Raw genomic sequence first — 25,197 nt, 5'->3', positions numbered from 1 at the left:
TACGGGCGTTGGAATGTGTCAGGCGTAGTGTAGCAGCCGCCTGTGGGGTCTTCGGTCAATCGAAGCGGCCGAAGCGTTTAAAGGCTTCGGTGGCGCCGACCAGGGCGCGCGCGATGCCCAGTTCCAGCGCGCCGTGTCCGGCATCCGGAATCATGCGCAGGATCGAACCCGGCCAGGCGCCGTGCAGGCGGTGCGCCGACAGCGGCGGACAGATCACGTCATAGCGGCCCTGCACGATGACGGCCGGCAGGTGGGCAATGCGCCCGATGTCGCTGATCAGCTGGTCTTCTTCCAAAAAAGCGCCATTCGCCATGTAGTGCGCTTCAAGGCGGCCGACGCCCAGGTCGAGCGTATCGGAGGGCTGCTCTTCTTCCTGCGGCAGCAGGAACACCCGCCTGCCTTCGAAGCGGCTCCAGGCGCGCGCCGCCGGCCAGTACAAGTCCGGGTCGTCGCACAGCAGGCGGCGCGCATAGGCGCCCAGCAGATCGGCCCGCTCGCTGGCCGGGATCGGGGCGATGAATTCGGCGTAGAGTTCCGGATAAAACCATTGCACGCCGTGCAGGAACCACTCGACTTCGGCCTTGGTGCAGAGAAAAATCCCGCGCAGGACAAAGCCGAGGCAACGCTCGGGATGCGTTTGGCCATAGGCCAGCGCCAGGGTGGAGCCCCAGGAGCCGCCGAACACCAGCCAGCGCGAAATGCCAAACATGGTACGCAGGCGCTCGATGTCCTCGATCAGCAACTGCGTCGTGTTATTTCGCCATTCGCCCAGCGGGGTCGACTTGCCGGCGCCGCGCTGGTCGAACAGGATCACGCGGTAGGCATGGGGATCGAAAAAGCGCCGGTGCTGGGGAGAGAGGCCGGCGCCGGGACCGCCGTGCAGGAACAGCACCGGGATGCCGTTTGGATTGCCCACCTCCTCCCAGTAGATCGTATGCAGCGCATCCACGGCGAGCATGCCGTGGCGGGTCGGTTGGATCGGCGGGAACAGCGACGGCGGGGTGGCGGGCATGGCGGCTCTCTTGAAGTTCGAGCAAGGATTGTAGCCTACCGTACTACCGTCTTAGAAGAAGGTATTGCAGGCGCCGCGCACGTGATAGTCGTCGTCGACGCTCAGGATCAAGGGCCATTTGTCGAAGGTGGTACACGGGTGGGAAATGCCGCAGCCGACCAGGTCGCCCACCGCCAGCTCCGTGCACAAGGGATGGCCGTCGGGCAGGCGCAGATAGGCGTGCTGGTCGTTCAGTTTGAAAATGCTGCAGCCCGGCGGCAGCGCGTGCGGCGCGCCGGGGCCGGGGCGGTGGTACAGCAGGGGAACCGGCAGGTCGGCGTCATACGACACGTCGCGCTTGCCCATGGTCAGAATGGCCAGCGTCGGTTCGGGACGCGACTGCACCATCGCCCACACCTCCAGGGCCGGTTGCAAGCCGTCCCGATCTCCTTCGCGCGCATTGAGTTCGCCGATCATGCGTTCATAGGTGCCATGGTCGCTCGTCAGGTAGCAGCCGCTGCGCAGCACCGCGCGTACCGGCCGCGACAGCCCGGAAACGGCGCCAAGGCCGCGCGCGACCAGGTCGAAATAGGCGGAACCGCCAGCCGACAGCAGGATCTCGGCCCCCGTGAACAGCCCTTCGTCGTCGCCGCTGCGCACCAGTTCCACCAGCTGGGCCAGGAAGGCGTCGACGGCCGCCAGGTCCTGCTTGCGGTCGTCGGTCACCAGCAGCCCTTCATACCCCTCGTAACCCGCCAGTTGCAGGCCGGGCGCGCCGGCGATCGCGCGCGCCACCGTGATGGCCGCCTCCGGCGTGCGGCAGCCGGCGCGTTTACCGGCCAGCCCCAGTTCGACCAGTACCGGCAGCGGATGCGCCAGTGGATGCAGCGCCACCGCTTCGGCCAGGCGCGCCACCCCCGCCAGCGAATCGGCCAGCAGGATGCATTCGAAACCGGGGTCGCTGCGCAGCAGGGCAAGTACCGACTTGATGTCGGCCGGTGCCACCAATTGATTGGCCAACAGCACGCGCCGCACGCCGAAGCGGTAGGCGACCTGGATTTGCGTGGCGCTGGCCAGGGTGATGCCCCAGGCGCCGTTGGCAAGCTGGGCGCCGAACAATTGCGGACTCATCGTCGTCTTGCCGTGCGGCGCCAGCGTCACCTGGTAACGTTCGCAAAAGCGGCGCATCCAGTCGAGGTTATGGCGCAGGGCGCCTGTTTTCAGGACGGCGACCGGGAAACTGGTGTCGGCGTGCAGCACATTCCAGCCCTGCACGCCGATCGCCCCCTGGCGCAGCGGCTCGGTGATCGGTAAACCTTTGACGCCGGGGTGCAATAACTGTTCGTCGAGGGCGGCCAGGACCAGGCCGTCGTACGGGAGGGTATGCATGAGATGGCCTTATTCGGCGGAGTCGTTGCGGGAAAACGCACGCTGGCGCAGGCGCGCCTGCAGGTCGGCGCGCAGTTGGGTGTGCGAGGGCGTCAGCCCGTATTCGTCGGGCGTATAGGTGATGCCGGGCAGGATGCCGTCGGCCTCGATCTGCGGCAGCAGTTCGTCGAACAGTTCCTGCAAATCGAATTCCTGCGGCACATACCCTTCCCACTCGAGCACGGCGCATTGCTGCGCCAGCTCGCCCGTCGGCCAGAGCGGAAAGACCAGCGCGCCGTCGTCGGTCTTGCCGATGGCCCAGCCGTCGCGCACCAGGCCCCAGACCCGGCCGGTATCGGCCACACGGCGAATAAAATGTTCGTAGCGCAGCTGCTTGGGAAGATTGACTACGGAAGAGGTTTCGCTGGCGTCCATCGGTTTATCGGTTTGACAGGGGGTCCATGCAGGATACAAAAAACGGCGCGAACGAGCCGCGCTCTTGCACATCTGCACTTGCGCCTGCGTTGCGCCGCTCATAAAAAAACACCGCCTGGGGCCGAGGGCCGCGGCGGTGCTTCCGGTGACGTACAAAACGCCGGTCAGTACATGTGCTGGCCGCCGTTGATCGCGATATTCGCGCCGGTCACGAAGGCCGCTTCGTCCGACGACAGGTAGGCGACCAGGCCGGCGACTTCATCCGGCTTGCCGAGGCGGCCCATCGGGATTTGCGGGATGATTTTGCTTTCCAGCACCTCACTTGGGATCTCCATGACCATCTTGGTGCCGATATAGCCCGGCGAGATGGTGTTGACGGTAACGCCCTTTCTCGCCACTTCCAGCGCCAGCGCCTTGGTAAAACCGTGCATGCCGGCTTTCGCGGCCGAGTAGTTGGTCTGGCCGAAGGCGCCCTTCTGGCCGTTGACCGACGAGATGTTGATGATGCGGCCCCAGCCACGCTCGACCATGCCGTCGCAGACCGGTTTCGTCATGTTGAACACGGAATCGAGGTTGGTCTTGATGACCGCGTCCCAGTTCACTTTATCCATCTTCTTGAACGTCATGTCGCGCGTGATGCCGGCGTTGTTGACGAGCACGTCGACCGGACCGACTTCCTGCTCGACCTGTTTGACGCAGGCCTGCGCGGAATCGTAGTCGGCGACGTCGCACGGATAGGCTTTGAAATTAAAGCCCTGGTCGCGCATCGAGGCGAGCCAGCTTTCGGCTTTGTTGTTGCCCGGCGAGTGGGTCGTCACCACCGTGTAGCCGAGTGCCGCCAGCTTGATGCACACGGCTTCGCCAAGACCGCCCATACCACCCGTAACTAAAGCTACTCGTGCCATTTGTCTTCTCCTGTTTTGTCCGTCGTTGTGAGGAGCCGCGATCACCGCTTGTGCGCCTGTGTCCCGTGGCTCCTTTGTCAGCACTACAAGCCTGCCTAGTCGCGTTCCACCGCCAGCGCCACGCCCATGCCGCCACCGATGCACAGGCTGGCCAGGCCACGCTTGGCGTCGCGCCTCACCATTTCGTGCAGCAGGGTCACCAGCACGCGCGCGCCGGAGGCGCCGATCGGGTGGCCGAGGGCGATCGCACCGCCGTTGACGTTGATCTTCGAGGTATCCCAGCCCATTTCCTTGTTGACCGCCACCGCCTGCGCGGCAAAGGCCTCGTTGATTTCCATCAGGTCGACCTGGTCGTGGGTCCAGCCGGCCTTCTGCAGGCACAGGCGCGACGCCGACACCGGGCCCATGCCCATGATGGTGGGATCGAGGCCCGAGGACGCATAGGCCTTGATGCGCGCGATCGGGGTCAGGCCCAGTTCACGCGCCTTCGAGGCGCTCATCATGATCACGGCAGCGGCGCCGTCGTTCAGGCCGGATGCGTTGCCGGCCGTGACAGTCCCTTCCTTGTTGAAGGCGGGACGCAGGCTGGCCAAGGCCTCGATCGTGCTGCCGGCTTTCGGATACTCGTCGGTATCGAAGACAACGGTGCCCTTCTTCGACGGGATCTCGATCGGGATGATCTCGTCCTTGAATTTGCCGGCCTTTTGCGCGGCCTCGGCTTTCAGCTGCGAGTTCAGGGCGAATTCGTCCTGCTCGGCGCGCGAGATCTCGTACTTGCGTGCGACGTTCTCGGCAGTGACGCCCATGTGGTACTGGTTGTAGACGTCCCACAGGCCGTCGACGATCATGGTATCGACCAGCTTGGCGTCGCCCATGCGGAAACCGTCGCGCGAGCCGTTCAGCACGTGCGGCGAGGCGCTCATGTTTTCCTGGCCGCCGGCGATGACGATGTTGGCGTCGCCGCAACGGATCGCCTGGGTGGCCAGATGGGTGGCTTTCAGGCCGCTGCCGCAGACTTTGTTGATGGTGTAGGCCGGCACCATGTCGGGCAGGCCGCTTTTGATGGCGGCCTGGCGCGCCGGGTTCTGGCCGGCGCCGGCGGTGAGCACTTGCCCCATGATGACTTCGCTGACGGTCGCGGGATCGATCCCGGTTTTCGCCAGCAGCTGGCGGATGACTTGCGCGCCGAGCTCGGCGGCGGGGATCTTGGCGAGGGACCCGCCGAATTTGCCGACCGCGGTGCGGCCGGCGGCTACGATGACGACGTCTTCCATTGTTCTCTCCAGTTCTGGCTGAGCCAGGTTTGATTGGCAGCGATACGCTCGGTACGCTCTGTGGCGCTAGTAAATGTGCACCCGGATACGGTGCAGGGCTGCCGATGTCGGCCCGGCGGAAACCTCGGATGGTAGATTTCACGCCTGCGTTTACGTTTGAGCGAAGTCAATCTTATCAGCTTATCCACGGAAAACAACCAGTAAAGCTTATCGGTTGATCAGGGGTTTCCACACGGTTATTTCCAGCAAAATAAGGAACGCTGTTGCACTGTCAATTGCCCTATGGAATGATCGGGGAAATGCCTCCCTTTTCAGCAAATTTCACAGTAGAATGCACGGGCTAATCCAACCTGAACCGTTTATGTCGAAAAGCCCGTCCAGCCTGCCCATCGAAATCAAGATTTCCACGGTCGTCGCCATCTCGGCGATCCTGCATTCGGTTGACCCGATTGCGATCGATGCGGCCCTCAAGCAAATGACCGGCGGCGTCTCGGACTTTTTCGAAGATGAATTCGCGGTGATCGACGTCGGCGCGCTGCGCCCCGAGCCCACCTATATCGACTGGCGCGCGCTGGTCGACCTGCTGAAGAAATACCGCCTGAACGCGGTGGCCGTGCGCGGCGCCACGCCCGAGATGAGCGAGGCCATCAAGGCGCGCGGGCTGGCGCTCGACGACGGCGCCGGCGGCGACCGCGCGCGCGAGGATGTCGCCGCGGCGACCGCCGCCAGCGCCGCCGTCACCATCGCGCCGGTGCAGCAAGCGGCCCCGGCGCCCGCGCCGCCAGCCCCGCATCCAGCCCAGCCGCAACAGCCGCAGACCGTGGCGCTGCCGGCCATGATCGTCGACACGCCGGTGCGCGCCGGCCAGCGCGTGTATGCGCGCGGCTGCGACCTGATCATCACGGCAGCCGTGAACAATGGCGCCGAGATCATTGCCGACGGCAGCATCCACGTCTACGCGCCCATGCATGGGCGCGCGCTGGCGGGGGCGTCGGGGAATGCCGATTCGCGCATCTTCGGCCTGTCGCTGCAACCGGAACTGGTGTCGATCGCAGGCGTGTACCGCACCTTCGACGACGGCTTCCCTGCCGAGCTGGCACGCCAGCCGGCACAAATTCGCCTGGTCGGCGACCGGATCGATATATCATCACTGACTTCGAACCGCTGACTCCGGCTTCGTCGCGCATCTGATCGCGCACCTGAGCCAGGCACTACCAGATACTGTAAAGGACACTTTTGTGGCAAGAATTATTGTTGTGACGTCCGGCAAGGGCGGCGTGGGCAAAACCACCTCCAGCGCAAGCTTCTCCACCGGCCTGGCCCTGCGCGGCCACAAGACCGCCGTGCTGGACTTCGACGTCGGCCTGCGGAACCTCGACCTGATCATGGGCTGCGAACGCCGTGTCGTGTACGACCTGGTCAACGTGGTCAATGGCGAGGCGACGCTGAACCAGGCCCTGATCAAGGACAAGCACTGCGACAACCTGTTCATCCTGCCGGCCTCGCAGACGCGCGACAAGGATGCCCTGTCGGAAGACGGCATCGAGCGCGTGCTGAACGAACTGGTCAAGATGGACTTCGAATTCATCATCTGCGATTCGCCGGCCGGTATCGAGCATGGCGCCCTGATGGCCTTGACCTTCGCCGATGAAGCGCTGATCGTGACCAACCCGGAAGTGTCGTCGGTGCGCGATTCGGACCGCATCCTCGGCATCATCCAGGCCAAGTCGCGCCGCGCCCAGACCGGCGGCGAGCCGGTCAAGGAACATTTGCTGATTACCCGTTACTCGCCGAAGCGCGTCGAAAACGACGAGATGCTGTCTTACCAGGACGTGCAGGAAATCCTGCGCATCCCGCTGATCGGCATCATCCCGGAATCGGAATCGGTGCTGCACGCCTCCAACCAGGGCAATCCGGCGATTCACTTCAAGGGCACCGACGTGGCCGAAGCCTATGAAGACGTGGTCGCCCGTTTCCTCGGCGAAGACCGTCCGCTGCGCTTCACGAACTACGAAAAGCCGGGCCTGCTGCAGCGCCTCTTCGGGACAAAGTGATATGGCCCTGCTCTCATTCCTGTTCCCCGAAAAGAAGAAGAGCGCGACCGCGGCCAAGGAACGGCTGCAGATCATCATCGCCCGTGAGCGCACGAATCGGACCGGCCCGGACTTCCTGCCGGCCCTGCACCGCGAACTGATCGAAGTGATCTCGAAGTACACCAAGGTCAACGCGGACGACATCAAGATTTCGCTCGACCGCCAGGGCAACCTGGAAGTGCTCGACGTGAACGTGGTCCTGCCCGACGCGTAACACAGCGCATTCCTTCCCCCACCAGCGTCCGGCCAGTCCGGACGCTGTCGTTTCCGCCCGGCCTTTTTGAAGCGCAGGGGCCGCCTGTCTTGTAGGAATACGCGCCAGCGCGTCTTTCACATTTCCCTCACAATGCCCCCAGGCCATGCAACAGTGTTGTTTTTTGGCCATTTATGTTGCATTTATGCTGCAAGGATTCGCTCACGTCCAACTCCTGTCAAACTGTCGGAATTGAGTGTTCATAGAGGAAGAACTGTTGAGAATTCCGCACACCTTCCCGATGCCTATGCTCTTTCGATAAAAAATGGAAGTTAACAAGTAGCATTATTTTGTCAAAGTCTGATATAGTCGGTTTAACGTTGTAGGACTCATCCTACAGTACGAATTTGACAAATAGCGTGCCGCCATGAGAATAGCCGTCCTTGATAATGACCGTAGTCAGGCAGACCTGGTTTGCCAGGTACTGAGTGCCGCCGGCCACAGTTGCCAGTTCTTCGACAGCGGCAAGGAGATGCTGGCGCAGATGCGCAAGGACAGCACCGACCTCCTGATCATGGACTGGCCCGCCGGCGACCCGGAAGCGGCCGATACCCTGCGCCGCGCCAAGGAAAAAATGGCGCCCGACGCGCCGGCCATGTTCCTCGTCAGCGGCAGCGCCGAAGACGACATCGTGGCCGGCATGGCCGCCGGCGCCGACGACTACCTGGTGAAACCGCTGCGCCGCGGCGAACTGGTGGCGCGCGTCTCGGCCCTGCTGCGCCGCGCCTATCCGGCGCAGACCGGCACCGAGCAGCTGCAATTCGGCTCCTACGTCTTCGAAACCCGCCCGGGCCGTCTGCTGAAGGACGGCAGCGTCATCGACGTCACCCAGAAAGAGTTTTATCTGGCCCTGCTGTTCTTCCGCAACATCGGCCGCCCGCTGTCGCGCGCCTATATCCACGAAGCCGTCTGGGTCCGCGAAACGGCCGTGCCCTCGCGCACCATGGACACCCATGTCTCGCGCGTGCGCAATAAACTCAGCCTGCGCCCGGAAAACGGTTTCAGGCTGGTGCCGGTGTACAGCTACGGCTATCGCCTCGAAAAGCTCGGCGCGCAATAATGTCTGCGGGGGCATGCAGGCCAACGGCCTGCATGCCGGGTTCGCCCGTGCCCACCCTGCGAGCTTCCACGGGGCACCCGCCGGACACTGCGCGCGCATGCGCGTATAATGGCTGTCACCGTTTCCCTCCTTTTACCCCAGCATGCAACTGCTCGCCGTTGGCCTGAACCACACGACTGCACCGGTCTCGCTGCGCGAGCAGCTGGCGCTCGGGCCCGAGCAGCTGGGACGGGCGGTGCACTCGGCGCGCGAATGGTTCGGCCGCATCAAGCACAGTGACACCGCCGGCGGCGACGAGGCGGCGATTCTCTCGACCTGCAACCGCACCGAACTGTATGCCGCCAGCGGCGTCGCCAATCCGCTCGATGCCTCGGCTCAGTTCCTCGCCCACTACCACGCCCTGAATTTCGCCGAGCTGCGTCCGCACCTGTACATGCTGCCGCAGGACGATGCCGTGCGCCACGCCTTCCGCGTCGCCTCCGGCCTCGATTCGATGGTGCTGGGCGAGCCGCAGATCCTGGGCCAGATGAAGGACGCGGTACGCACCGCCGACGAAGCGGGCGGTCTCGGCACCTACCTGCACCAGCTGTTCCAGCGCAGCTTCGCGGTGGCCAAGGAAGTGCGTACCACCACCGAGATCGGCGCCCACAGCGTCTCGATGGCGGCGGCCTGCGTGCGCCTGTCGCAGCGCATCTTCGACAGCATCTCCGACCAGCACGTGCTGTTCATCGGCGCCGGCGAGATGATCGAACTGTGCGCGGCCCACTTCGCGGCGCAGAACCCGAAATCGATCACCATCGCCAACCGCACCATGGAACGCGGGGAGTCGCTCGCCACGCGCCTGAACGCGCGCGCGATCCGCCTGGCCGACCTGCCGCAGCAGTTGCACCAGTTCGACATCGTCGTCTCCTGCACGGCGTCCACGCTGCCGCTGCTCGGCCTCGGCCTGGTCGAGCGCGCCATCAAAGCGCGGCGCCACCGTCCGGTCTTCATGGCCGATCTGGCCGTACCGCGCGATATCGAACCGGAAGTGGCGCGACTGGACGACGTGTTCCTGTACACCGTCGACGACCTGGCGCAGGTGGTGCAGACCGGCATGGAAAGCCGGCAGGCGGCCGTCGCCCAGGCCGAGGCCATCATCGAGAACCGGGTCGCCTCCTTCATGCACTGGATCGGCGACCGCGCCGTGGTGCCGGTGATCCAGCAACTCCACGAGTCGAGCGAGGCGCTGCGCCTGGCCGAACTCGAGCGCGCCCGCAAACTGCTGGCGCGCGGAGAAGACGTCGACGCCGTGCTGGAGGCCTTGTCGAAAGGCCTGACCGCCAAGTTCCTGCACGGTCCGCAGCAGGCGCTGCACCGCGCCGAAGGCGACGAGCGCGCACGCCTGGCCGGCCTGCTGCCGCAGCTGTTCCGCGGCCGCCGTTAGCGCTTTTTTTACTTCTGCAGTTGCGCCCGCCATCGGGCGCGTCCCGGCGCCACGCGCCTTTGTTCCAACTCTTTCCGAATCCGCTATGAAACCATCGATGCTGGCCAAGCTGGACCAACTCGCGAACCGCCTGGTCGAACTCGACGAATTGCTGACCCATGAAGGCGCCACCGCCAACATGGACAATTATCGGAAAATGACGAAGGAGCATGCCGAGATCGGTCCGCTCGTCGCTCTCTACCGCCAGTACCAGGAGGCGAACGGCGATATTGCCGCGGCCCAGGAAATGCTGGGCGATCCGGAGATGAAGGAATTCGCGCAAGAAGAAATCGAGTCCGCCAAAGGGCGCCTCGCCGCGCTCGACCTCGATTTACAAAAAATGCTGCTGCCGAAGGACGAAAACGACGAGCGCAACATTTTCCTCGAGATCCGCGCCGGTACCGGCGGCGACGAATCGGCCCTGTTCGCGGGAGATTTGCTGCGCATGTACACCCGCTTTGCCGAACGCAACCGCTGGCAGGTGGAGATGGTTTCCGAATCGAGCTCCGACCTGGGCGGCTACCGCGAAGTCATCGTGCGCGTGATCGGCAATGGCGTGTATTCGAAACTGAAATTCGAATCGGGCGGCCACCGGGTGCAGCGCGTGCCCGCCACCGAAACCCAGGGACGCATCCACACCTCGGCCTGCACGGTGGCCGTGATGCCGGAAGCGGACGAGGTCGAGGACGTCTACATCAACCCGGCCGACCTGCGCATCGACACCTACCGCGCCTCCGGCGCCGGCGGCCAGCACATCAATAAAACCGATTCGGCGGTGCGCATCACCCACCTGCCGACCAACATCGTCGTCGAATGCCAGGACGACCGCAGCCAGCACAAGAACAAGGCGCAGGCCATGAAAGTCCTCGCCGCGCGCATAAAAGATGTGCAGCTGCGCGAACAGCAGTCGAAGGAAGCGGCCACCCGTAAAAGTCTGATTGGCTCGGGCGACCGCAGCGAGCGGATCCGCACCTACAACTTCCCGCAGGGCAGGTTGACCGACCACCGCATCAACCTGACCTTATATAAACTCGACTTTATTATGGACGGCGACCTCACCGAGCTGACCAACGCCCTGGCGGCCGAGCACCAGGCGGAATTGCTGGCGGCGCTGGGCGATTAAGTTCACGTTAAGGCAAAAAGATCTTGCCAATGTGAAAATGCGGCAGCGATCCTTCCGTATGCGAGAATCGCGCCACTCTCCTGACCCCGAAAGTTCATACGCGATGCCACGTTTCCGCTCCGTTTTGCTCATTACTTCCTTCATCAGTTTCGCGCTGGTCGGCGCCGCCCTGTACCTGCAGCACGCGCACGACATGCTGCCCTGCCCGCTGTGCGTGATCCAGCGCTATGCCTTCCTTGGCATCGGCGTGGCCAGTCTGGTCGGCGCGCTGGGCAATAAAATCCGGGGCGGCGCCGGCGTCGCGCTGCTGGCGGCGCTGGGCGGGCTGGGCACTGTGGGCAAACACTTGTATGTGCTGGCGCACCCCGGCTTTTCCTGCGGTATCGATCCGATGGAAACGATGCTGAACAAAATCCCGACGGCGACCTTGCTGCCTTGGCTGTTCAAGGCCGAGGGGCTATGCGAGAACGCCACCGATGCGCTGTTCGGCCTGTCGATCCCGCAATGGTCGGCCGTCTGGTTCGTGCTGCTGACCATTCCCCTGGCCTGGGTGCTGGTCTCCGGCCGCCGCGCGCGATGAACATTGCCGCCGGCACCACGGTCGCCGCGCTGCAGGCGGGCCTGCCGCTCGACCCGCTGGAAAACCGCATCCTGCTCTGTTACGCGCTGGACCTCACGCGCGTCGGGCTGATCACCAATTCCGAACGCGTGCTGAACGCGGACGAGGCGGCGCGTCTCAGCGCGCTGGTGGCGCGGCGCCAGGCCGGTGAGCCGATCGCCTACATCGTCGGGCAGCGCGAATTCTTCGGCTTGCCCTTTCACGTCACCCCGGCCGTGCTGATCCCGCGTCCGGATACCGAGTTGATCGTCGAATTGACACTCGAGCGCCTGGCGCCGCGCGCGCGCCTGCTCGACATGGGTACCGGCAGCGGCGCGATTGCCGTGTCGGTGGCGCATACGCGGCCCGACGCCGCCGTGACGGCGCTCGATGTCAGCGCCGAAGCACTCGCCGTCGCCGCGGCGAATGCGCATGCGAACAAGGCCGATGTCCGCTTCCTGCGCAGCGACTGGTTCGCTGCCCTGGGGAGCGAGACATTCGACCTGATCGCCTCGAATCCGCCCTACATCGCCGGCGGCGACGTCCACCTGGCGCAGGGAGATTTACGGTTCGAGCCGAGCGGGGCACTGACCGACTTCGCCGACGGTTTGTCGGCACTGCGCACGATCATCCAGGGCGCGCCGGCCCATCTGGTGGCGGGCGGCTGGCTGCTGCTGGAACACGGCTATGACCAGGCCGAGGCGGTGCGGGCGCTGCTGCTGGAGGCCGGCTATGGTGAGGTCCAGAGCTGGCGCGACCTGGGCGGGATCGAACGGGTCAGCGGCGGCCGGCGCGGGTAGCCGACTGCGCGGTGCGCGCCCCTTCGGCGGGCGTTGCTACAATGCTCACACCGCCACCCTGGTTTCCCGATGCGCCGCCTATTGACCGCCCTCGTCCTGTTCACCGCCCATGGCATCGCGCTCAGCGCGCCCGGCCCGGCGGCGGCCTTGTTCGAGCGCGACTGGCAATGGCGGCTGGAACACCAGCCCGAATACGCGACCATCATCGGCGAGCGGCGCTACAACGACCGCCTGTCCGACCTGTCGCTGGCGGCCGTAAAAGCCAGGCGCGAACACCTGCGCACGGTGCTCGAGGAAGCGCGCGCCATCGACCGCACGGGCCTGGGCGCCCAGGAGCGCCTTTCGCTCGACCTGTTGATTTTCGACCAGGAGCGCCAGCTCGCCACGCTCGCCTTCTCTCCGGTCGACCCGCAGCTGCTGACAAGCTGGGACGGCCTGCAGGTACGCCTGCCGCGCCTCGTCGCGCAGACGCCCTTCGCCAGCGAGGAAGACTACCGCAACTACATCGCGCGCCTGAACGCCTTGCCGGACCACGTCGACGGCCTGATCGAGCAACTGCGCGAAGGCGTGCGCAGCGGCTGGACCGCGTCCAGGGCCAGCGTGCGCGCCGTGCCCGACCAGCTAAAAGTGCTGCGCGAACGCCTGGTCGACGGTCCGCTCGGCGCGCCCTTGCGCCGCATTCCCGCCACCATCGACATCAAAATGCGCGAGGAACTGCTGGCGGCCGGTACCGGCGCCCTGGCCGACAGCGCCGCACCCGCCCTGCGCCGCCTGGAAGATTTCATGAGGACCGAGTACCTGCCGGCCGCGCGCGACACCCTCGCCGCCTCCAGCCTGCCGGGCGGGCCCGGCTACTACGCCTTTCTGGCCCGGAATGCGACCGGCGGCGACCTGACCCCGCTCGAACTGCACGCACTCGGTCTGAAGGAGGTGGCGCGCATCCGCCTGGCGATGCTCGACACCGTGCGGCGCACCGGCTTTCGCGGCACGCTGCCCCAGTTCCTGAGTTTTGCGCGCTCGGATCCACGCCTGTTCGCGCGCGACGCGGAGGCGCTGCTGGCGCGCTACCGCCGCGTGATCGAGCGCGCGACCTCGCGTCTTCCGGCCCTGTTCGGCGCGATTCCCGAGGACGAGATTGGCGTCAAGCGCCTGGGGCTCGCGGGCGGCGCCGGCCAGGTGGCGGCCTATTACGAAGCCGGCACGCGCGAGCGCAGTGCGGCCCTGGTCGTGAATACCGAGCGCCTGGGCAGCCAGCCGCTGTGGGAAGTCGACACCCTGGCGCTCCACGAAGCCGTACCCGGCCACCACCTGCAGGTGGCGCGCGCCCGCTCGCTGCGCGAACTGCCGGCGTTCCGGCGTAAAGGCTGGGACGATGCGTACGGCGAGGGCTGGGCCACCTATGCCGAGAGCCTGGGGCCGGAACTGGGCTTCTTTCGCGATCCCTTCTCCCGCTTCGGCTACCTGAACGACGACATGTTCCGCGCCGCCCGCCTGGTAGTCGACACCGGCATCCACGCGCTCGGCTGGTCGCGCCAGCAGGCGCTCGATTACCTGAACGCGAACACGGCGAACGCAGCCCAGGACAACGAAGTCGAGGTCGACCGCTACATCGCCCAACCTGCCCAGGCGCTGAGCTACAAGGCGGGCCAGCTGCGCTTCACCGCCTTGCGCGCGAAGGCGCAGCTGGCCCTCGGTCCGCGTTTCGACCTGCGCCGTTTTCACGATGCCCTGCTGGGCAATGGGGTGCTGCCGCTGCCCTTGCTCGAGCGCGAGATGGGAAAATGGCTGAAGGGGCAGCTGGGCGGGCCGGAGGCGCCGCCAGCCGCCAGGCCGCCTGCCGAGACGGCGGCACCGGCAGCGGCCGTCTCCCCGCCTGCAGCCGCCGTCAACAAGGCCCCCGCCGCCGACGGCACGCCTGCCACAGCGGCCCCGCCCGCTCCTGCAAATCCCGCGCCGGCCAAGGGCAAGCCGCCGGTCGAACCCGCCCCGCCGACGCCTACTCAGGACTGAATCCGGACGCTGGTCAGAAATGGACCAGCCGCCGACGTGCAGTCCGAATTTCGGTTACTCTCTGCACCAATCGCTATAGCAGTAGTATAAGAAAGGAAACACCCGTGTCGAACCAACTGACCCGCCGCCTGGCCTTGCTGGATGACGATGCGCACCGTGGCCTGCTCGGCCAGGGCTTGCGCGGCATCGAACGCGAAACCTTGCGTATCGACCCGCAAGGCCAGCTCGCGCGCACGCCTCATCCGGTCCAGCTCGGCTCGGCCCTGACCAACCCGCAAATCACGACCGACTACGCCGAAGCGCTGCTCGAATTCATCACCCCGGCCGAGCACGACATCGGCCTGGCGCTGCACCGGCTCGACGCGATCCACCGCTTCGCCTATTCGAAGCTGGGCGACGAGATGCTGTGGAGCTCGTCGATGCCGGGCGAACTGCCGGCCGAAGAAGACATCGAGATCGGCTGGTACGGCAAGTCGAACATCGGCATGTTGAAACACGTCTACCGCCGCGGCCTGGCGCTGCGCTACGGTAAGGCGATGCAGTGCATCGCCGGCATTCACTACAACTATTCGCTGCCGGAGCAGCTGTGGCAGCTGATCCTGGCCAGCGAAGGCATTCCGGAAGAACGCCGTAATGCGCTGCGCGATTTTCAGTCGGAAAGCTATATCGCCACCATCCGCAACTTCCGCCGCTACAGCTGGCTGCTGATGTACCTGTTCGGCGCCTCGCCGGCGCTGACCAAAAGTTTTTTGCGCGGGCGCCAACACTCGCTCGAGACCCTGTCCGACGACACCCTGTATCTGCCGTATGCGACCAGCCTGCGCATGAGCGACCTGGGCTACCAGAACGACGCCCAGTCCGGCCTGCGTCCGCACGAAAACAGTCTGGAGAGCTATGTCACGAGCCTGATGGATGCGGTCAACCGCCCGTATGCGCCGTATGCGCAACTCGGCACGAAAAAAGACGGCGAGTGGATTCAATTGTCGACCAACGTGCTGCAGATCGAGAACGAATACTATTCGACGATCCGCCCGAAGCGCGTGATCCGCACCGGCGAACGTCCGGTACAGGCCTTGTGCAACCGCGGCGTGCAGTACATCGAGGTGCGCTGCCTGGACGTCGATCCGTTCGAGCCGATCGGCATCGCCATCGAGACCGGCCGCTTCCTCGACGCCTTCTTACTGTTCTGTACGCTGGAAGAAAGCCCGATGATCAGCGCCGCCGAGGGGCAGGTCCACGCCCGCAACTTCGCGCGCACGGTGAAGGAAGGCCGCCGTCCGGACCTGACCCTGACACGCGACGGCGAAGAAGTGCTGCTGTCGACCTGGGCCGACGAACTGCTCGAACGCATCCGCCCGCTGGCGCGCCTGCTCGATGAAGAGCACAACGAGAGCGGCGTGCACGAAGCTTCACTGGCGCAGCAAAAGGCGAAGGTCGCCGATCCGGAAAAAACGCCGTCGGCGCGCGTGCTGGCGGAAGTGCGCAAGCTCGGTTCGGCGTCCGCCTTCGGCCTGCAGCAGAGCCGCCTGCACGCGGCCTATTTCCGCGAAAGCCCCTTGATGCCGGCCGAGGAAGCGGAATTTTCCGAGATGGCCGCCGCCTCGCTGGCCGAGCAGGCGATCGTCGAGCAGACCGATACCGGCAGCTTCGACGATTTCGTCGCCGCCTACAATACCAGTACACTGTGCGGTAATCACAGCTGATCCGCACGGGGCTTCTTTGCTCACTTTTTATAACGAACACCATGCCCAGCACCGCGCGTTGGCGCAGGTACCGACCGCGTTTGAAAAGCCAGGGCAAGTCGAACTGGTGTTAACGGAGCTGCAGCGGCGCGGGCTGGGCGAGATCGTCACCCCGCACCGCGCGCCGCTGGTCTCGCTCGAACGCATCCACAGCCCGCGTTATATCCACTTTCTGCGCAGCGCCTGGAGCGAGTGGCTGGCGCTCGACCCCGCCAATAGCGGGCACGCTGCGCAGGCGTCGAACTGGCCGATCCGCGGCACGCGCAGCGACATCGAACCCGACAGTTTTACGGGACGCCTCGGCCTGTATTCGATGGACGCCACGCCTTTGACGGCCGGCACCTGGAATGCCTGTAAAACCGGCGCCGACTGCGCCATCAATGCGGCGCACGCGCTGCGCCTGGGCCGGCGCGGCAGCTTCGCACTGACCCGTCCGCCCGGCCAGCACGCCGGCGCCGACCATTTCGGCGGCGGCTGTTTTCTCAACAATGCGGCGCTGGCCGCCCAGCACCTGCTCGACGATGGGCTCAAACGCGTGGCCATCCTCGACATCGGCTACCACCACGGCAGCGGCACGCAGGGCATTTTTTATGCGCGCAGCGACGTGCTGACCGTTTCCATCCATGCCGACCCGCGCTCCGATTTTCCGTATTACCTCGGCCACGCCGGCGAAACGGGCAGCGGCGACGGCGCCGGCTGCAACATGAACCTGCCGCTCGCGCGCGGCGCGACCGGCGCGCACTGGCTGGCAGCGCTGGAGACGGCCTGCCTGAAAGTCGGAACGTTCGCGCCCGAGGCGCTGGTGGTCGCGCTCGGCGTGGGCAAGGCCATGGGCGAGGCGGACGCCAGCGCGCAGTTTGCGCTCTCCGGCGCCGATTACCTGCGCAGCGGCGAACGCATCGCCTGGCTCGGCCTGCCGACCGCCTTCGTGTTCGAGGGCGGGCAAGGGGCCGAGACCGGCATCCACACGGTCAACGTGCTCGAAGGTTTCGAGAGCGCAGCCTATTTATAATTTCACGGATTCACACATGATCGAATGGCAATGGAGCAGCTTCGCCGACCTTTCCGGCGCCCAGCTGTATGAAGTCCTGGCGCAGCGCCAGCAGGTTTTTATTCTCGAACAGACCTGCCTGTATCCGGACATCGACGGCTACGACCTCGACGCCCACCACCTGCTCGGCTGGCGCGACATCGGCGGCAGGAAGATGCTGGTCGCCTACCTGCGCTGCCTGGCGCCGGGGGCGAAATACGCCGAGATGTCGCTCGGCCGCATATTGACCACCAACGACGTGCGCGGCAGTGGCGCCGGGCGCGAACTGGTCGCGCACGGCATCCAGTATGCCGAGCAGCTGCATCCCGGTCACCGCATCCGCATCGGCGCCCAGCACCGCCTGGAAAAGTTTTACCAGGACTTCGGTTTTGAAACCGTCTCCGCTCCTTACGACGAAGACGGCATCATGCACATCGACATGCTGCGCTGACGAATCAGCCTTTGAGCAGGCCGGATTTGCTCGGATCCGGCATCCTCAGGGCGACGATGAAGGCGAGCGCGCACATGCCGCTGACATACCAGTAAAAATTCTGCTCCATGCCGGCCTGCTTGAACCACAGGGCGACGTATTCGGCCGAGCCGCCGAAGAGCGCGTTGGCGACCGCGTAGGACAGGCCGACGCCGAGCGCGCGTACCTCGACCGGGAACATTTCCGCCTTGATCAGGCCGCTGATCGAGGTGTACAGGCTGATGATCGCCAGCGCGCCGACGATCAACACACCCGCCACCCAGGGATTGGTGACGCCGTGCAGGGCCGACATGATCGGCACCGTGCACAGGGTCGCCAGGCCGCCGAACCAGATCATCGCGGTGCGCCGGCCGATGCGGTCGGACATGGCGCCGAACACCGGCTGCAGGCCCATGTAGATCAACAACGCGACCGTCATCACGGCGCTGGCGGTCTTGGCGCTCATCCCGGCCGTGTTGACCAGGTATTTCTGCATATAGGTCGTAAACGTATAAAAAATCAGCGAGCCGCCGGCGGTAAAGCCGAGCACCGTAATGAACGCACGCTTGTGCTTCAACAGGCTGCCCAGGCTGCCCGCTTCCTTGCTGTTGCGGTCCGAAGCGGTGGTGGTTTCGGCCAGCGAACGGCGCAGGTACAGCGACACCAGCGCGGCGGCGGCACCGCACACGAACGGGATACGCCAGCCCCAGGCTTTCAGCTCCGCCTCGCTCAAGAGTTGCTGCAAGACCACCAGCACCAGCAGCGCCAGCAACTGGCCGCCGATCAGGGTGACATATTGAAACGAGGCGAAGAAGCCGCGCCGCCCGGGCAGCGCCACTTCGCTCATGTAGGTGGCGCTGGTGCCGTATTCTCCGCCCACGGACAAACCCTGGAACAGGCGCGCCAGCAGCAGCAAGGCCGGCGCCGCCGTGCCGATCTGGGCATAGGTCGGCAAGACCGCGATCATCAGCGAGCCGCCGCACATCATGAGCACCGAGATCATCATCGAATTCTTGCGGCCATAGCGGTCGGCCACGTGGCCGAACAGCCAGCCGCCGACCGGCCGCATCAGGAAACCGGCGGCAAAAATGCCGGCCGTTTGCAGCAGCTGGGTGGTGGGATTACCCGATGGGAAAAAGGCCGAGGAAAAATACAGGGCGCAGAACGAATAAATATAAAAGTCGAACCATTCGACCAGGTTGCCCGAGGAGGCGCCGACAATCGCAAAGACGCGCTGGCGCGGTGTCAGTTCCTGGATGTCGGTGGGGGTAAGTGTTTCTGCCATGCTAAATGCTCCGGTAATTGCACAATCGGCGACCTGTTGAGGTCGCCGAAGGCGTATCGTACTCCAGAGCAGGTAGAACGATGGCGCGCCCTGGCGGACAGGGGTGTGCGGGCCGGTAGCGCGCGCTTGCCGGGAGCGGCGTGTGGGGCGCCGGCGCAGCACGCTTCGCAGGCCGATTACTCGACCTTGGTCAGCTCGACCTCGAACAGCAGGCCCGCGTTCGGCGGAATCGGACCGCGGCCGCTGCTGCCATAGGCGAGGTTGGAGGGGATCGACAGGCTGCGCTTGCCGCCCACCTTCATGCCGACCAGGCCCTGGTCCCAGCCGGCGATGACCATGCCGGTGCCAAGCGTAAAGGCAAAGCTGCCGCTTTCGAACTGGGCACCCTTGTGGTCAGGCGCGCCGGCGCTGTAATACCAGCCGGTGTAATTGACCGTGAGTTTCTTGCCGGCGGTGGCGACGGCGCCGGTGCCGACCACGCTGTCGGTCACGATCAGCGTAGCCGGGTTGGCAACGACAATGGCAGGAGCGCTGCCGTCACTGTCGCTGCCGCCGCCGCAGGCGCTCAGGCTCAGGACGGCGCAGCAGCAGGCGCAGATAAGGGAAGATCGGAGGTGCATCGAGGACTCGCGTAAGGTGTAGGTGTTTAACAGGAGAAACACTGCACCTTACCCGAGCCCCTACCTCCAGACTGTCCGCTTTTTGTACGGCTTATGTATCAGATCTCGACTTGCGTGCCGAGCTCGATGACGCGGTTCGGCGGGATCTGGTAATAATCGGCCGCGGCGCGCGCATTGCGCGACATGGCGGCGAACAGGTGCTCGCGCCAAGGCGCCATGCCCTTTCCCGGGGTCGAGATCACGGTCTGGCGCGCGATGAAGAACGAGGTTTCCATCATCTCGAACGGCAGCCCCAGCGTGGCGCAATGCTTCATCACGCCCGGGATGTGCGGTTCATCCTTGAAACCGTAATGCACGTTCAACTGGAAGCAGTTATGCCCGAGTTCCACCACCTGGACCTGCTCGGCCGCCGGGACCCAGGGTTCTTCCCGGATGTGGACAGTGAGAAAGACGACGCGCTCATGCAGCACCTTGTTGTGCGACAGGTTGTGCAGCAGCGCATGCGGCACGCCGTCGGTTTCGCCGCGCAGGAAGATCGCGGTGCCGGGCACGCGCGTCGGCGGCCCGACGAACAGCGACTGCAAAAAGGCGTCGAGAGGAATGGCGTGCGCTTCCAGGTTTTCGAAGACCAGTTCCCGTCCGCGATTCCAGGTCAGCATGCCGGTCAGCAGGATGGCGCCCAGCAGCAATGGGAACCAGCCGCCGTGCAGCAGTTTCAGGGTACTGGCCGAGAACAGGGCGATGTCCATCAGCATGAAGAAGCCGGTGGCGCCGATGCAGACGGCCAGCGGCAGCTTCCAGCGATAGCGCGTCACAAAGAAGGTCAATATCGTCGTGGCCAGCATGGTGGCGGTGACGGCGATGCCGTAGGCGCCGGCCAGGCGGTCCGAGGAACCGAAGCCGGTCACCGCGATCAGGACCACGGCCAGCTGGATCCAGTTCACGGCCGGGATATAGATCTGGCCGATCTCGCTTTCCGAGGTGTGCAGGACGCGCATGCGCGGCAGCAGGCCGAGCATGATCGCCTGTTTCGTCATCGAATAGGTGCCGGAAATCGTCGCCTGCGAAGCGATCACCGCCGCCATCGTCGACAGCACGACCAGCGGATACACGCTCCAGCTGCCAAGCTGGCGGAAGAAGGGATTTTCGATGGCCGTCGGATCGGTGATCAACAGGCCGCCCTGGCCCAGGTAGTTCAGTGCCAGGGCCGGGAACACGATTAAAAACCAGGCAAAGCGGATCGGCTTCTTGCCGAAGTGGCCCATGTCGGCATACAGGGCCTCGGCGCCGGTCAGGGCCAGCACCACCGCGCCCAGGGCGACGAAGGCGATGAACTTGTTTTCCGCCATGAAGCGCGCCGCATGCCAGGGATTCAGGGCTTCGAGGATGACCGGCGCTTTCGCGATGTTGATCACGCCCATGACCGCCAGCGCGAGGAACCAGACGATCATCACCGGACCGAACCAGCGGCCGATACCGGCCGTGCCGTGGCGCTGCAGGCTGTACAGGCCGACCAGCACGACTACCGCCAGCGGCACGACATAGTGCGACAGTGCCGGGGTCGCCACTTCCAGGCCCTCGATTGCGCCCAGCACGGAGATCGCCGGGGTGATCACGCTGTCGCCATAAAACATGGTGGCGCCGAACACGCCGATCATCATCAGCGGATGGTACCAGCGCGAGGATTTCGTGACGGAGTTCAGCACCAGCGCCATCAGCGCCATGATGCCGCCCTCGCCGCGGTTGTCGGCGCGCAGCACCAGGGTCACGTATTTCAGCGAGACGATCAGGGTCAGCCCCCAGAAGATCAGGGAGACGATGCCGAGCAGGTTGGGGGTGTTCAGCGCGAGGCCGTGTTCCGGGTCGAAGATGGTCTTGAGGGTGTATAGCGGACTGGTACCGATATCGCCGTAGACGATACCCACCGCAGCCAGCGTCATTGCCGCCAGGCCGCTTTTATTATTTTGCGACGTCAAGATTGCACCATATTGTTGTTCTGGTGCGGCGCACCATAAAATAACGACAAGAAAATTGCAAGAACTATTCGATGGCTGTCTTGGCCAGAGGATACGCACGCTGGGTAGTGTTGCAAGTTTGCCCGAATACGGCTCGGCTGGTCGCGCGTTAGCGCGCCTTTACGGGGTAGTGAACAAAAATGCTGCCTCCGGCAAACCCGCGCCAATTCGCCGATAATACTCGACTGGCAACTCATCCCCTCTTCCTTCATGCGTACCGGCATCGTTTCCGCCGCCCTGGCCTTCCTGTGCTGGGGCCTGTTCCCTTTGTATTTCCACGCCATCGGCGAAGTGCCGGCGCTGCAGATCCTCGCCAACCGCATGCTGTGGTCGCTCGCCTTCCTGTTGATCGTGCTGGCGCTGCGCAGACAATGGCGCTGGCTGGAGCAGGTACGCCAGCCGCGCGTGTTCTGGAGTTTCGTCGCCTCGGCCGTCCTGTTGGCCGGCAACTGGCTGCTGTATATCTGGGCGGTCAACAACGGCCACGTGATCGAAGCGAGCCTCGGTTATTTCATTACGCCACTGGTGAACATCATGTTCGGGTTTTTGTTATTAAAAGAACGCCTGCGCCGCTTGCAGTGGGCCGTCATCGCGATCGCCGCCCTCGGCGTGGCCTGGCTCACGGTGCAGTCCGGCAGCGTGCCCTGGATCGCCCTGCTGCTGGCCGCCACCTTCGGCGGCTACGGTTTATTACGCAAGACGGCCGCCCTCGGCGCTTTGGAGGGCTTGTCCTTCGAAACGATGGTGCTGTTCCCGCTGGCGGCCGCCTATGTTGCCTGGCTGACGCTGCATGGCGAGAATGCGTTCATCAACACGCCGTCCGACACGACGCGCTGGCTGCTGGTCGCGTCCGGCCCGATCACGGCCGTCCCGCTGCTGCTGTTCGCCAGCGGCGCCCGTAAGATTCCGCTGTCGATCCTCGGCCTGCTGCAATACCTGGCGCCGACCATCCAGTTTTTACTCGGCGTGCTGCTGTTCAAGGAAGCGTTCACGGCTGACCGGCTGGTCGGTTTTGTCCTGATCTGGGCGGCGCTGGCCCTGTTCGCCGGAGAAGGACTGCTGCAGCGCGGGCGCGCCGCCCCGGCGCCGAAAGTTTCGTGACGGGGGTGCCCGACCGGGCGCTTCTATCGTATCCTTTGCACCTTGCATTTCTACAGAATTGAATAATGGCTAATTACGTCTATACGATGAACCGCGTGGGCAAAATCGTCCCACCGAAACGGCAGATTTTGAAGGACATCTCGCTGTCCTTCTTCCCCGGTGCGAAGATCGGCGTGCTGGGCCTGAACGGCTCCGGCAAATCGACCCTGTTAAAAATCATGGCCGGCATCGACACCGACATCCAGGGCGAAGCGCGCCCGATGCCGGGCCTGAACATCGGCTACCTGCCGCAGGAGCCGCAGCTCGATCCGGAAAAAACCGTACGCCAGGAAGTCGAATCGGGCCTGGGCGAAGCCTTCGAGGCGCAAGCCAAGCTGGAAGCGGTGTATGCCGCCTATGCCGACGAAGACGCGGATTTCGATGCGCTGGCCAAGGAACAGGAACGCCTGGAAGCGATCATCTCCGCGGCCGACGGCGGCAACCTGAACCTGCAAATGGAAATGGCGGCCGATGCGCTGCGCCTGCCGCCGTGGGACGCGAAAATCGGCGTCCTGTCGGGCGGAGAGAAGCGCCGCGTGGCGCTTTGTAAACTGCTGCTGAGCAAGCCGGACATGCTGCTGCTCGACGAACCGACCAACCACCTGGACGCGGAGTCCGTGGAATGGCTGGAACAGTTCCTGCTGCGCTTCCCGGGCACCGTGGTCGGCATCACCCACGACCGCTACTTCCTGGATAACGCCGCCGAATGGATCCTGGAACTGGACCGCGGTTCGGGCATCCCGTGGAAGGGCAATTACAGTTCCTGGCTCGACCAGAAGCAGGCGCGTTTAAAACAGGAGGAGTCGACCGAATCGGCACGCCAGAAGGCGCTGCAGAAGGAACTCGAATGGTCGCGCCAGAATCCGAAGGCCCGTCAAGCCAAGTCGAAGGCACGCCTGGCGCGCTTCAATGAACTGTCCGAATTCGAATACCAGAAGCGCAACGAAACCCAGGAAATCTTTATTCCTGTCGCCGAGCGCCTCGGCAACGAAGTCATCGAGTTCAAGAACGTCTCGAAAGCCTTTGGCGACCGCCTGCTGCTCGACAACGTGTCGTTTACGGTACCGCCAGGCGCGATCGTAGGCATCATCGGCCCGAACGGCGCCGGTAAATCGACCCTCTTTAAAATGATTGCGGGTAAAGAGCAGCCGGACAGCGGCGAAGTCGTGATCGGCAAGACGGCGCGCATCTCGCTCGTCGACCAGCACCGCGACGAACTGGCGAACAACAAATCCGTGTTCGAGGACGTCACCGCCGGCGCCGACATGCTCAGCGTCGGCCGCTTCGAGATGCCGTCGCGCGCCTACCTCGGCCGCTTCAACTTCAAAGGCTCGGACCAGCAGAAGATCGTCGGCAACCTGTCCGGTGGCGAACGCGGCCGCCTGCACCTGGCGAAAACCCTGCTGCAAGGCGGCAACGTCCTGCTGCTGGACGAACCGTCGAACGACCTCGACGTGGAAACCCTGCGCGCCCTGGAAGATGCGCTGCTGGAATTTGCCGGCAGCGTGATGGTGATCTCGCACGATCGCTGGTTCCTGGACCGCATCGCGACGCACATCCTGGCCTTCGAAGGCAATTCGCAAGTCACTTTCTTCGACGGTAACTACCAGGAATACGAAGCGGACAAGAAGAAGCGCCTGGGCGAAGAAGGCGCGAAGCCGAAGCGGATCCGCTACAAGCCGCTGACGACCTGATTCCCCGAATCGTCATCGAAACAGGCTCCTGCGAGCACGACGCCCGGCACTGCCGGGCGTTTGTTTTGATAGATGATTTTCGCGCGGAAATGAAACGCGGTTCCTGAAAAGCCGTGTGTAGAATCGATCATTGATGAGGCTCTTGGAACCTATCCCAGTTCCCGCCTCCCATTTGCGCCAATCGACATGGCGATCACCATCGATTGGCACACTTTGCTCATGACAGACTACCGCGACAACCGGGTCCCCGGTGGGACCTTTTTCTTCACGGTGCGCCTGCTGGACCGTGGCAGTACCCTGCTGACGGACCATATCGCCGCTTTTGGCGACGCCATCCGCCAGGCGCGCGTCCGCAAGCCCTTCCACGTCGACGGCTGGGTGGTCCTGCCCGACCATGCCCACGCGATGTGGACCCTGCCGCCCGGCGACCACGACTGTTCCAGCCGCTGGCGCGCCGTGAAAATCGCGTTTTCCAAGGCGCTGCGCAAATCGCTGGCCGCCGCCAGCGCCGACGGCGCAATCTGGGCGCGCCAGTACCAGGAATTCCGGGTGTCCGACGAAGCCGAATACGCCTCCCTGATCGACTACATGCACACCAATCCGGTGCGCCATGGCCTGTGTACCTGCGCCCACGACTGGCCCTGGTCCTCGGTCCACCGTTTTATTGCCGAGGGTTTATTGGCGCCGCAACTGGAAACGCCGCCCGTTCTGCCGCCCTGGGCCATGCGAAACGGCGGAGGGATCGGGGCCGCACCCGCTTTGTGAGTCGGAAGCGCAGCGCGCCAAGCGCTACTACCAATAGAAAAAGGGCCCGCAGGCCCTTTTAC

23 protein-coding genes are annotated in these 25,197 nt (G+C 64.4%); 15 read left to right on the top strand and 8 right to left on the bottom strand.

Going from position 1 to position 25,197, the window contains the following annotated elements; translation table 11 throughout:
- Positions 1-55 precede the first annotated feature (55 nt).
- From pip to LPB04_RS06380, 5 genes are all read right to left on the bottom strand, one after another.
- A complete protein-coding gene (pip, locus tag LPB04_RS06400) occupies positions 56-1,012 on the bottom strand; it encodes a prolyl aminopeptidase (RefSeq protein ID WP_193687897.1) in 957 nt (318 codons plus the stop codon).
- A 51-nt stretch (positions 1,013-1,063) separates the two neighbouring features.
- Positions 1,064-2,380: an amino acid deaminase gene (locus LPB04_RS06395; RefSeq protein ID WP_193687896.1), complete on the bottom strand. Its 1,317-nt coding sequence runs from the start codon at positions 2,378-2,380 to the stop codon at positions 1,064-1,066.
- Between the two features lie 9 nt (positions 2,381-2,389).
- Complete coding sequence (locus LPB04_RS06390) at positions 2,390-2,794, bottom strand: DUF2750 domain-containing protein (RefSeq protein ID WP_227496635.1); 405 nt, start codon at positions 2,792-2,794, stop codon at positions 2,390-2,392.
- A gap of 164 nt (positions 2,795-2,958) precedes the next feature.
- Positions 2,959-3,699, bottom strand: coding sequence for an acetoacetyl-CoA reductase (gene phbB / locus LPB04_RS06385; protein ID WP_193687895.1), 741 nt, complete (start codon positions 3,697-3,699; stop codon positions 2,959-2,961).
- Between the two features lie 95 nt (positions 3,700-3,794).
- The gene (locus tag LPB04_RS06380) at positions 3,795-4,973 is read right to left on the bottom strand and encodes an acetyl-CoA C-acetyltransferase (RefSeq protein WP_193687894.1); all 1,179 of its coding nucleotides are present in this window, start codon (positions 4,971-4,973) and stop codon (positions 3,795-3,797) included.
- A gap of 361 nt (positions 4,974-5,334) precedes the next feature.
- Here LPB04_RS06380 and minC point away from each other — a divergent pair, with 361 nt between their 5' ends.
- The 12 genes from minC (at position 5,335) to LPB04_RS06320 (ending at position 17,598) form a co-directional block, all read left to right on the top strand.
- Positions 5,335-6,141, top strand: a complete 807-nt coding sequence (minC, locus tag LPB04_RS06375; RefSeq protein WP_193687893.1) for a septum site-determining protein MinC — start codon at positions 5,335-5,337, stop codon at positions 6,139-6,141.
- 70 nt (positions 6,142-6,211) lie between these two features.
- On the top strand, positions 6,212-7,027 hold the full coding sequence (gene minD, locus LPB04_RS06370) for a septum site-determining protein MinD (RefSeq protein WP_193687892.1): 816 nt from the start codon (positions 6,212-6,214) through the stop codon (positions 7,025-7,027).
- Position 7,028: 1 nt separating this feature from the next.
- Complete coding sequence (gene minE, locus LPB04_RS06365) at positions 7,029-7,280, top strand: cell division topological specificity factor MinE (protein ID WP_193687891.1); 252 nt, start codon at positions 7,029-7,031, stop codon at positions 7,278-7,280.
- A 406-nt stretch (positions 7,281-7,686) separates the two neighbouring features.
- Positions 7,687-8,379 carry a response regulator transcription factor gene (locus LPB04_RS06360; RefSeq protein WP_193687890.1) on the top strand — a complete coding sequence of 231 codons (693 nt, stop codon included), beginning with the start codon at positions 7,687-7,689 and terminating at the stop codon, positions 8,377-8,379.
- 142 nt (positions 8,380-8,521) lie between these two features.
- Complete coding sequence (gene hemA, locus LPB04_RS06355; RefSeq protein WP_193687889.1) at positions 8,522-9,805, top strand: glutamyl-tRNA reductase; 1,284 nt, start codon at positions 8,522-8,524, stop codon at positions 9,803-9,805.
- A gap of 85 nt (positions 9,806-9,890) precedes the next feature.
- On the top strand, positions 9,891-10,967 hold the full coding sequence (gene prfA / locus LPB04_RS06350) for a peptide chain release factor 1 (RefSeq protein ID WP_193687888.1): 1,077 nt from the start codon (positions 9,891-9,893) through the stop codon (positions 10,965-10,967).
- A gap of 103 nt (positions 10,968-11,070) precedes the next feature.
- Complete coding sequence (locus LPB04_RS06345) at positions 11,071-11,547, top strand: disulfide bond formation protein B (RefSeq protein WP_193687887.1); 477 nt, start codon at positions 11,071-11,073, stop codon at positions 11,545-11,547.
- A complete protein-coding gene (gene prmC / locus LPB04_RS06340) occupies positions 11,544-12,365 on the top strand; it encodes a peptide chain release factor N(5)-glutamine methyltransferase (protein ID WP_193687886.1) in 822 nt (273 codons plus the stop codon). The genes LPB04_RS06345 and prmC overlap by 4 nt, the downstream gene beginning before the upstream one ends.
- Positions 12,366-12,434: 69 nt before the next feature.
- Positions 12,435-14,375 (top strand): DUF885 domain-containing protein, encoded by a 1,941-nt coding sequence (locus tag LPB04_RS06335; RefSeq protein WP_193687885.1) that lies wholly within the window; start codon positions 12,435-12,437, stop codon positions 14,373-14,375.
- 104 nt (positions 14,376-14,479) lie between these two features.
- Complete coding sequence (gene gshA, locus LPB04_RS06330) at positions 14,480-16,078, top strand: glutamate--cysteine ligase (protein WP_193687884.1); 1,599 nt, start codon at positions 14,480-14,482, stop codon at positions 16,076-16,078.
- 16 nt (positions 16,079-16,094) lie between these two features.
- Positions 16,095-17,129: a histone deacetylase family protein gene (locus tag LPB04_RS06325; RefSeq protein ID WP_193687883.1), complete on the top strand. Its 1,035-nt coding sequence runs from the start codon at positions 16,095-16,097 to the stop codon at positions 17,127-17,129.
- 16 nt (positions 17,130-17,145) lie between these two features.
- Positions 17,146-17,598 carry a GNAT family N-acetyltransferase gene (locus LPB04_RS06320; RefSeq protein WP_193687882.1) on the top strand — a complete coding sequence of 151 codons (453 nt, stop codon included), beginning with the start codon at positions 17,146-17,148 and terminating at the stop codon, positions 17,596-17,598.
- 4 nt (positions 17,599-17,602) lie between these two features.
- On the opposite strand, the gene LPB04_RS06315 is transcribed toward LPB04_RS06320, so the two are convergent.
- From LPB04_RS06315 to LPB04_RS06305, 3 genes are all read right to left on the bottom strand, one after another.
- Complete coding sequence (locus tag LPB04_RS06315) at positions 17,603-18,901, bottom strand: MFS family transporter (RefSeq protein ID WP_193687881.1); 1,299 nt, start codon at positions 18,899-18,901, stop codon at positions 17,603-17,605.
- Between the two features lie 176 nt (positions 18,902-19,077).
- Positions 19,078-19,521, bottom strand: a complete 444-nt coding sequence (locus LPB04_RS06310) for an FKBP-type peptidyl-prolyl cis-trans isomerase (protein ID WP_193687880.1) — start codon at positions 19,519-19,521, stop codon at positions 19,078-19,080.
- A gap of 98 nt (positions 19,522-19,619) precedes the next feature.
- Positions 19,620-21,497 carry a potassium transporter Kup gene (locus LPB04_RS06305; protein ID WP_193687879.1) on the bottom strand — a complete coding sequence of 626 codons (1,878 nt, stop codon included), beginning with the start codon at positions 21,495-21,497 and terminating at the stop codon, positions 19,620-19,622.
- Between the two features lie 249 nt (positions 21,498-21,746).
- Between LPB04_RS06305 and rarD the strand changes: the two genes are divergently transcribed.
- The 3 genes from rarD to LPB04_RS06290 all read left to right on the top strand — a co-directional run bounded on the left by rarD (position 21,747) and on the right by LPB04_RS06290 (position 25,135).
- Positions 21,747-22,637, top strand: a complete 891-nt coding sequence (gene rarD, locus LPB04_RS06300) for an EamA family transporter RarD (protein WP_193687878.1) — start codon at positions 21,747-21,749, stop codon at positions 22,635-22,637.
- A gap of 65 nt (positions 22,638-22,702) precedes the next feature.
- Positions 22,703-24,370 (top strand): energy-dependent translational throttle protein EttA, encoded by a 1,668-nt coding sequence (gene ettA, locus LPB04_RS06295; protein ID WP_193687877.1) that lies wholly within the window; start codon positions 22,703-22,705, stop codon positions 24,368-24,370.
- A 219-nt stretch (positions 24,371-24,589) separates the two neighbouring features.
- Positions 24,590-25,135, top strand: coding sequence for an REP-associated tyrosine transposase (locus tag LPB04_RS06290; protein ID WP_193687876.1), 546 nt, complete (start codon positions 24,590-24,592; stop codon positions 25,133-25,135).
- The last annotated feature ends 62 nt before the right edge of the window (positions 25,136-25,197 follow it).

It is taken from the genome of Massilia litorea, assembly GCF_015101885.1.
In the GTDB taxonomy this organism is placed as follows: domain Bacteria; phylum Pseudomonadota; class Gammaproteobacteria; order Burkholderiales; family Burkholderiaceae_D; genus Telluria; species Telluria litorea.
The sequence above is the reverse complement of the archived record's forward strand: the minus strand, read 5'-3'. Positions and strand labels throughout refer to the sequence as shown.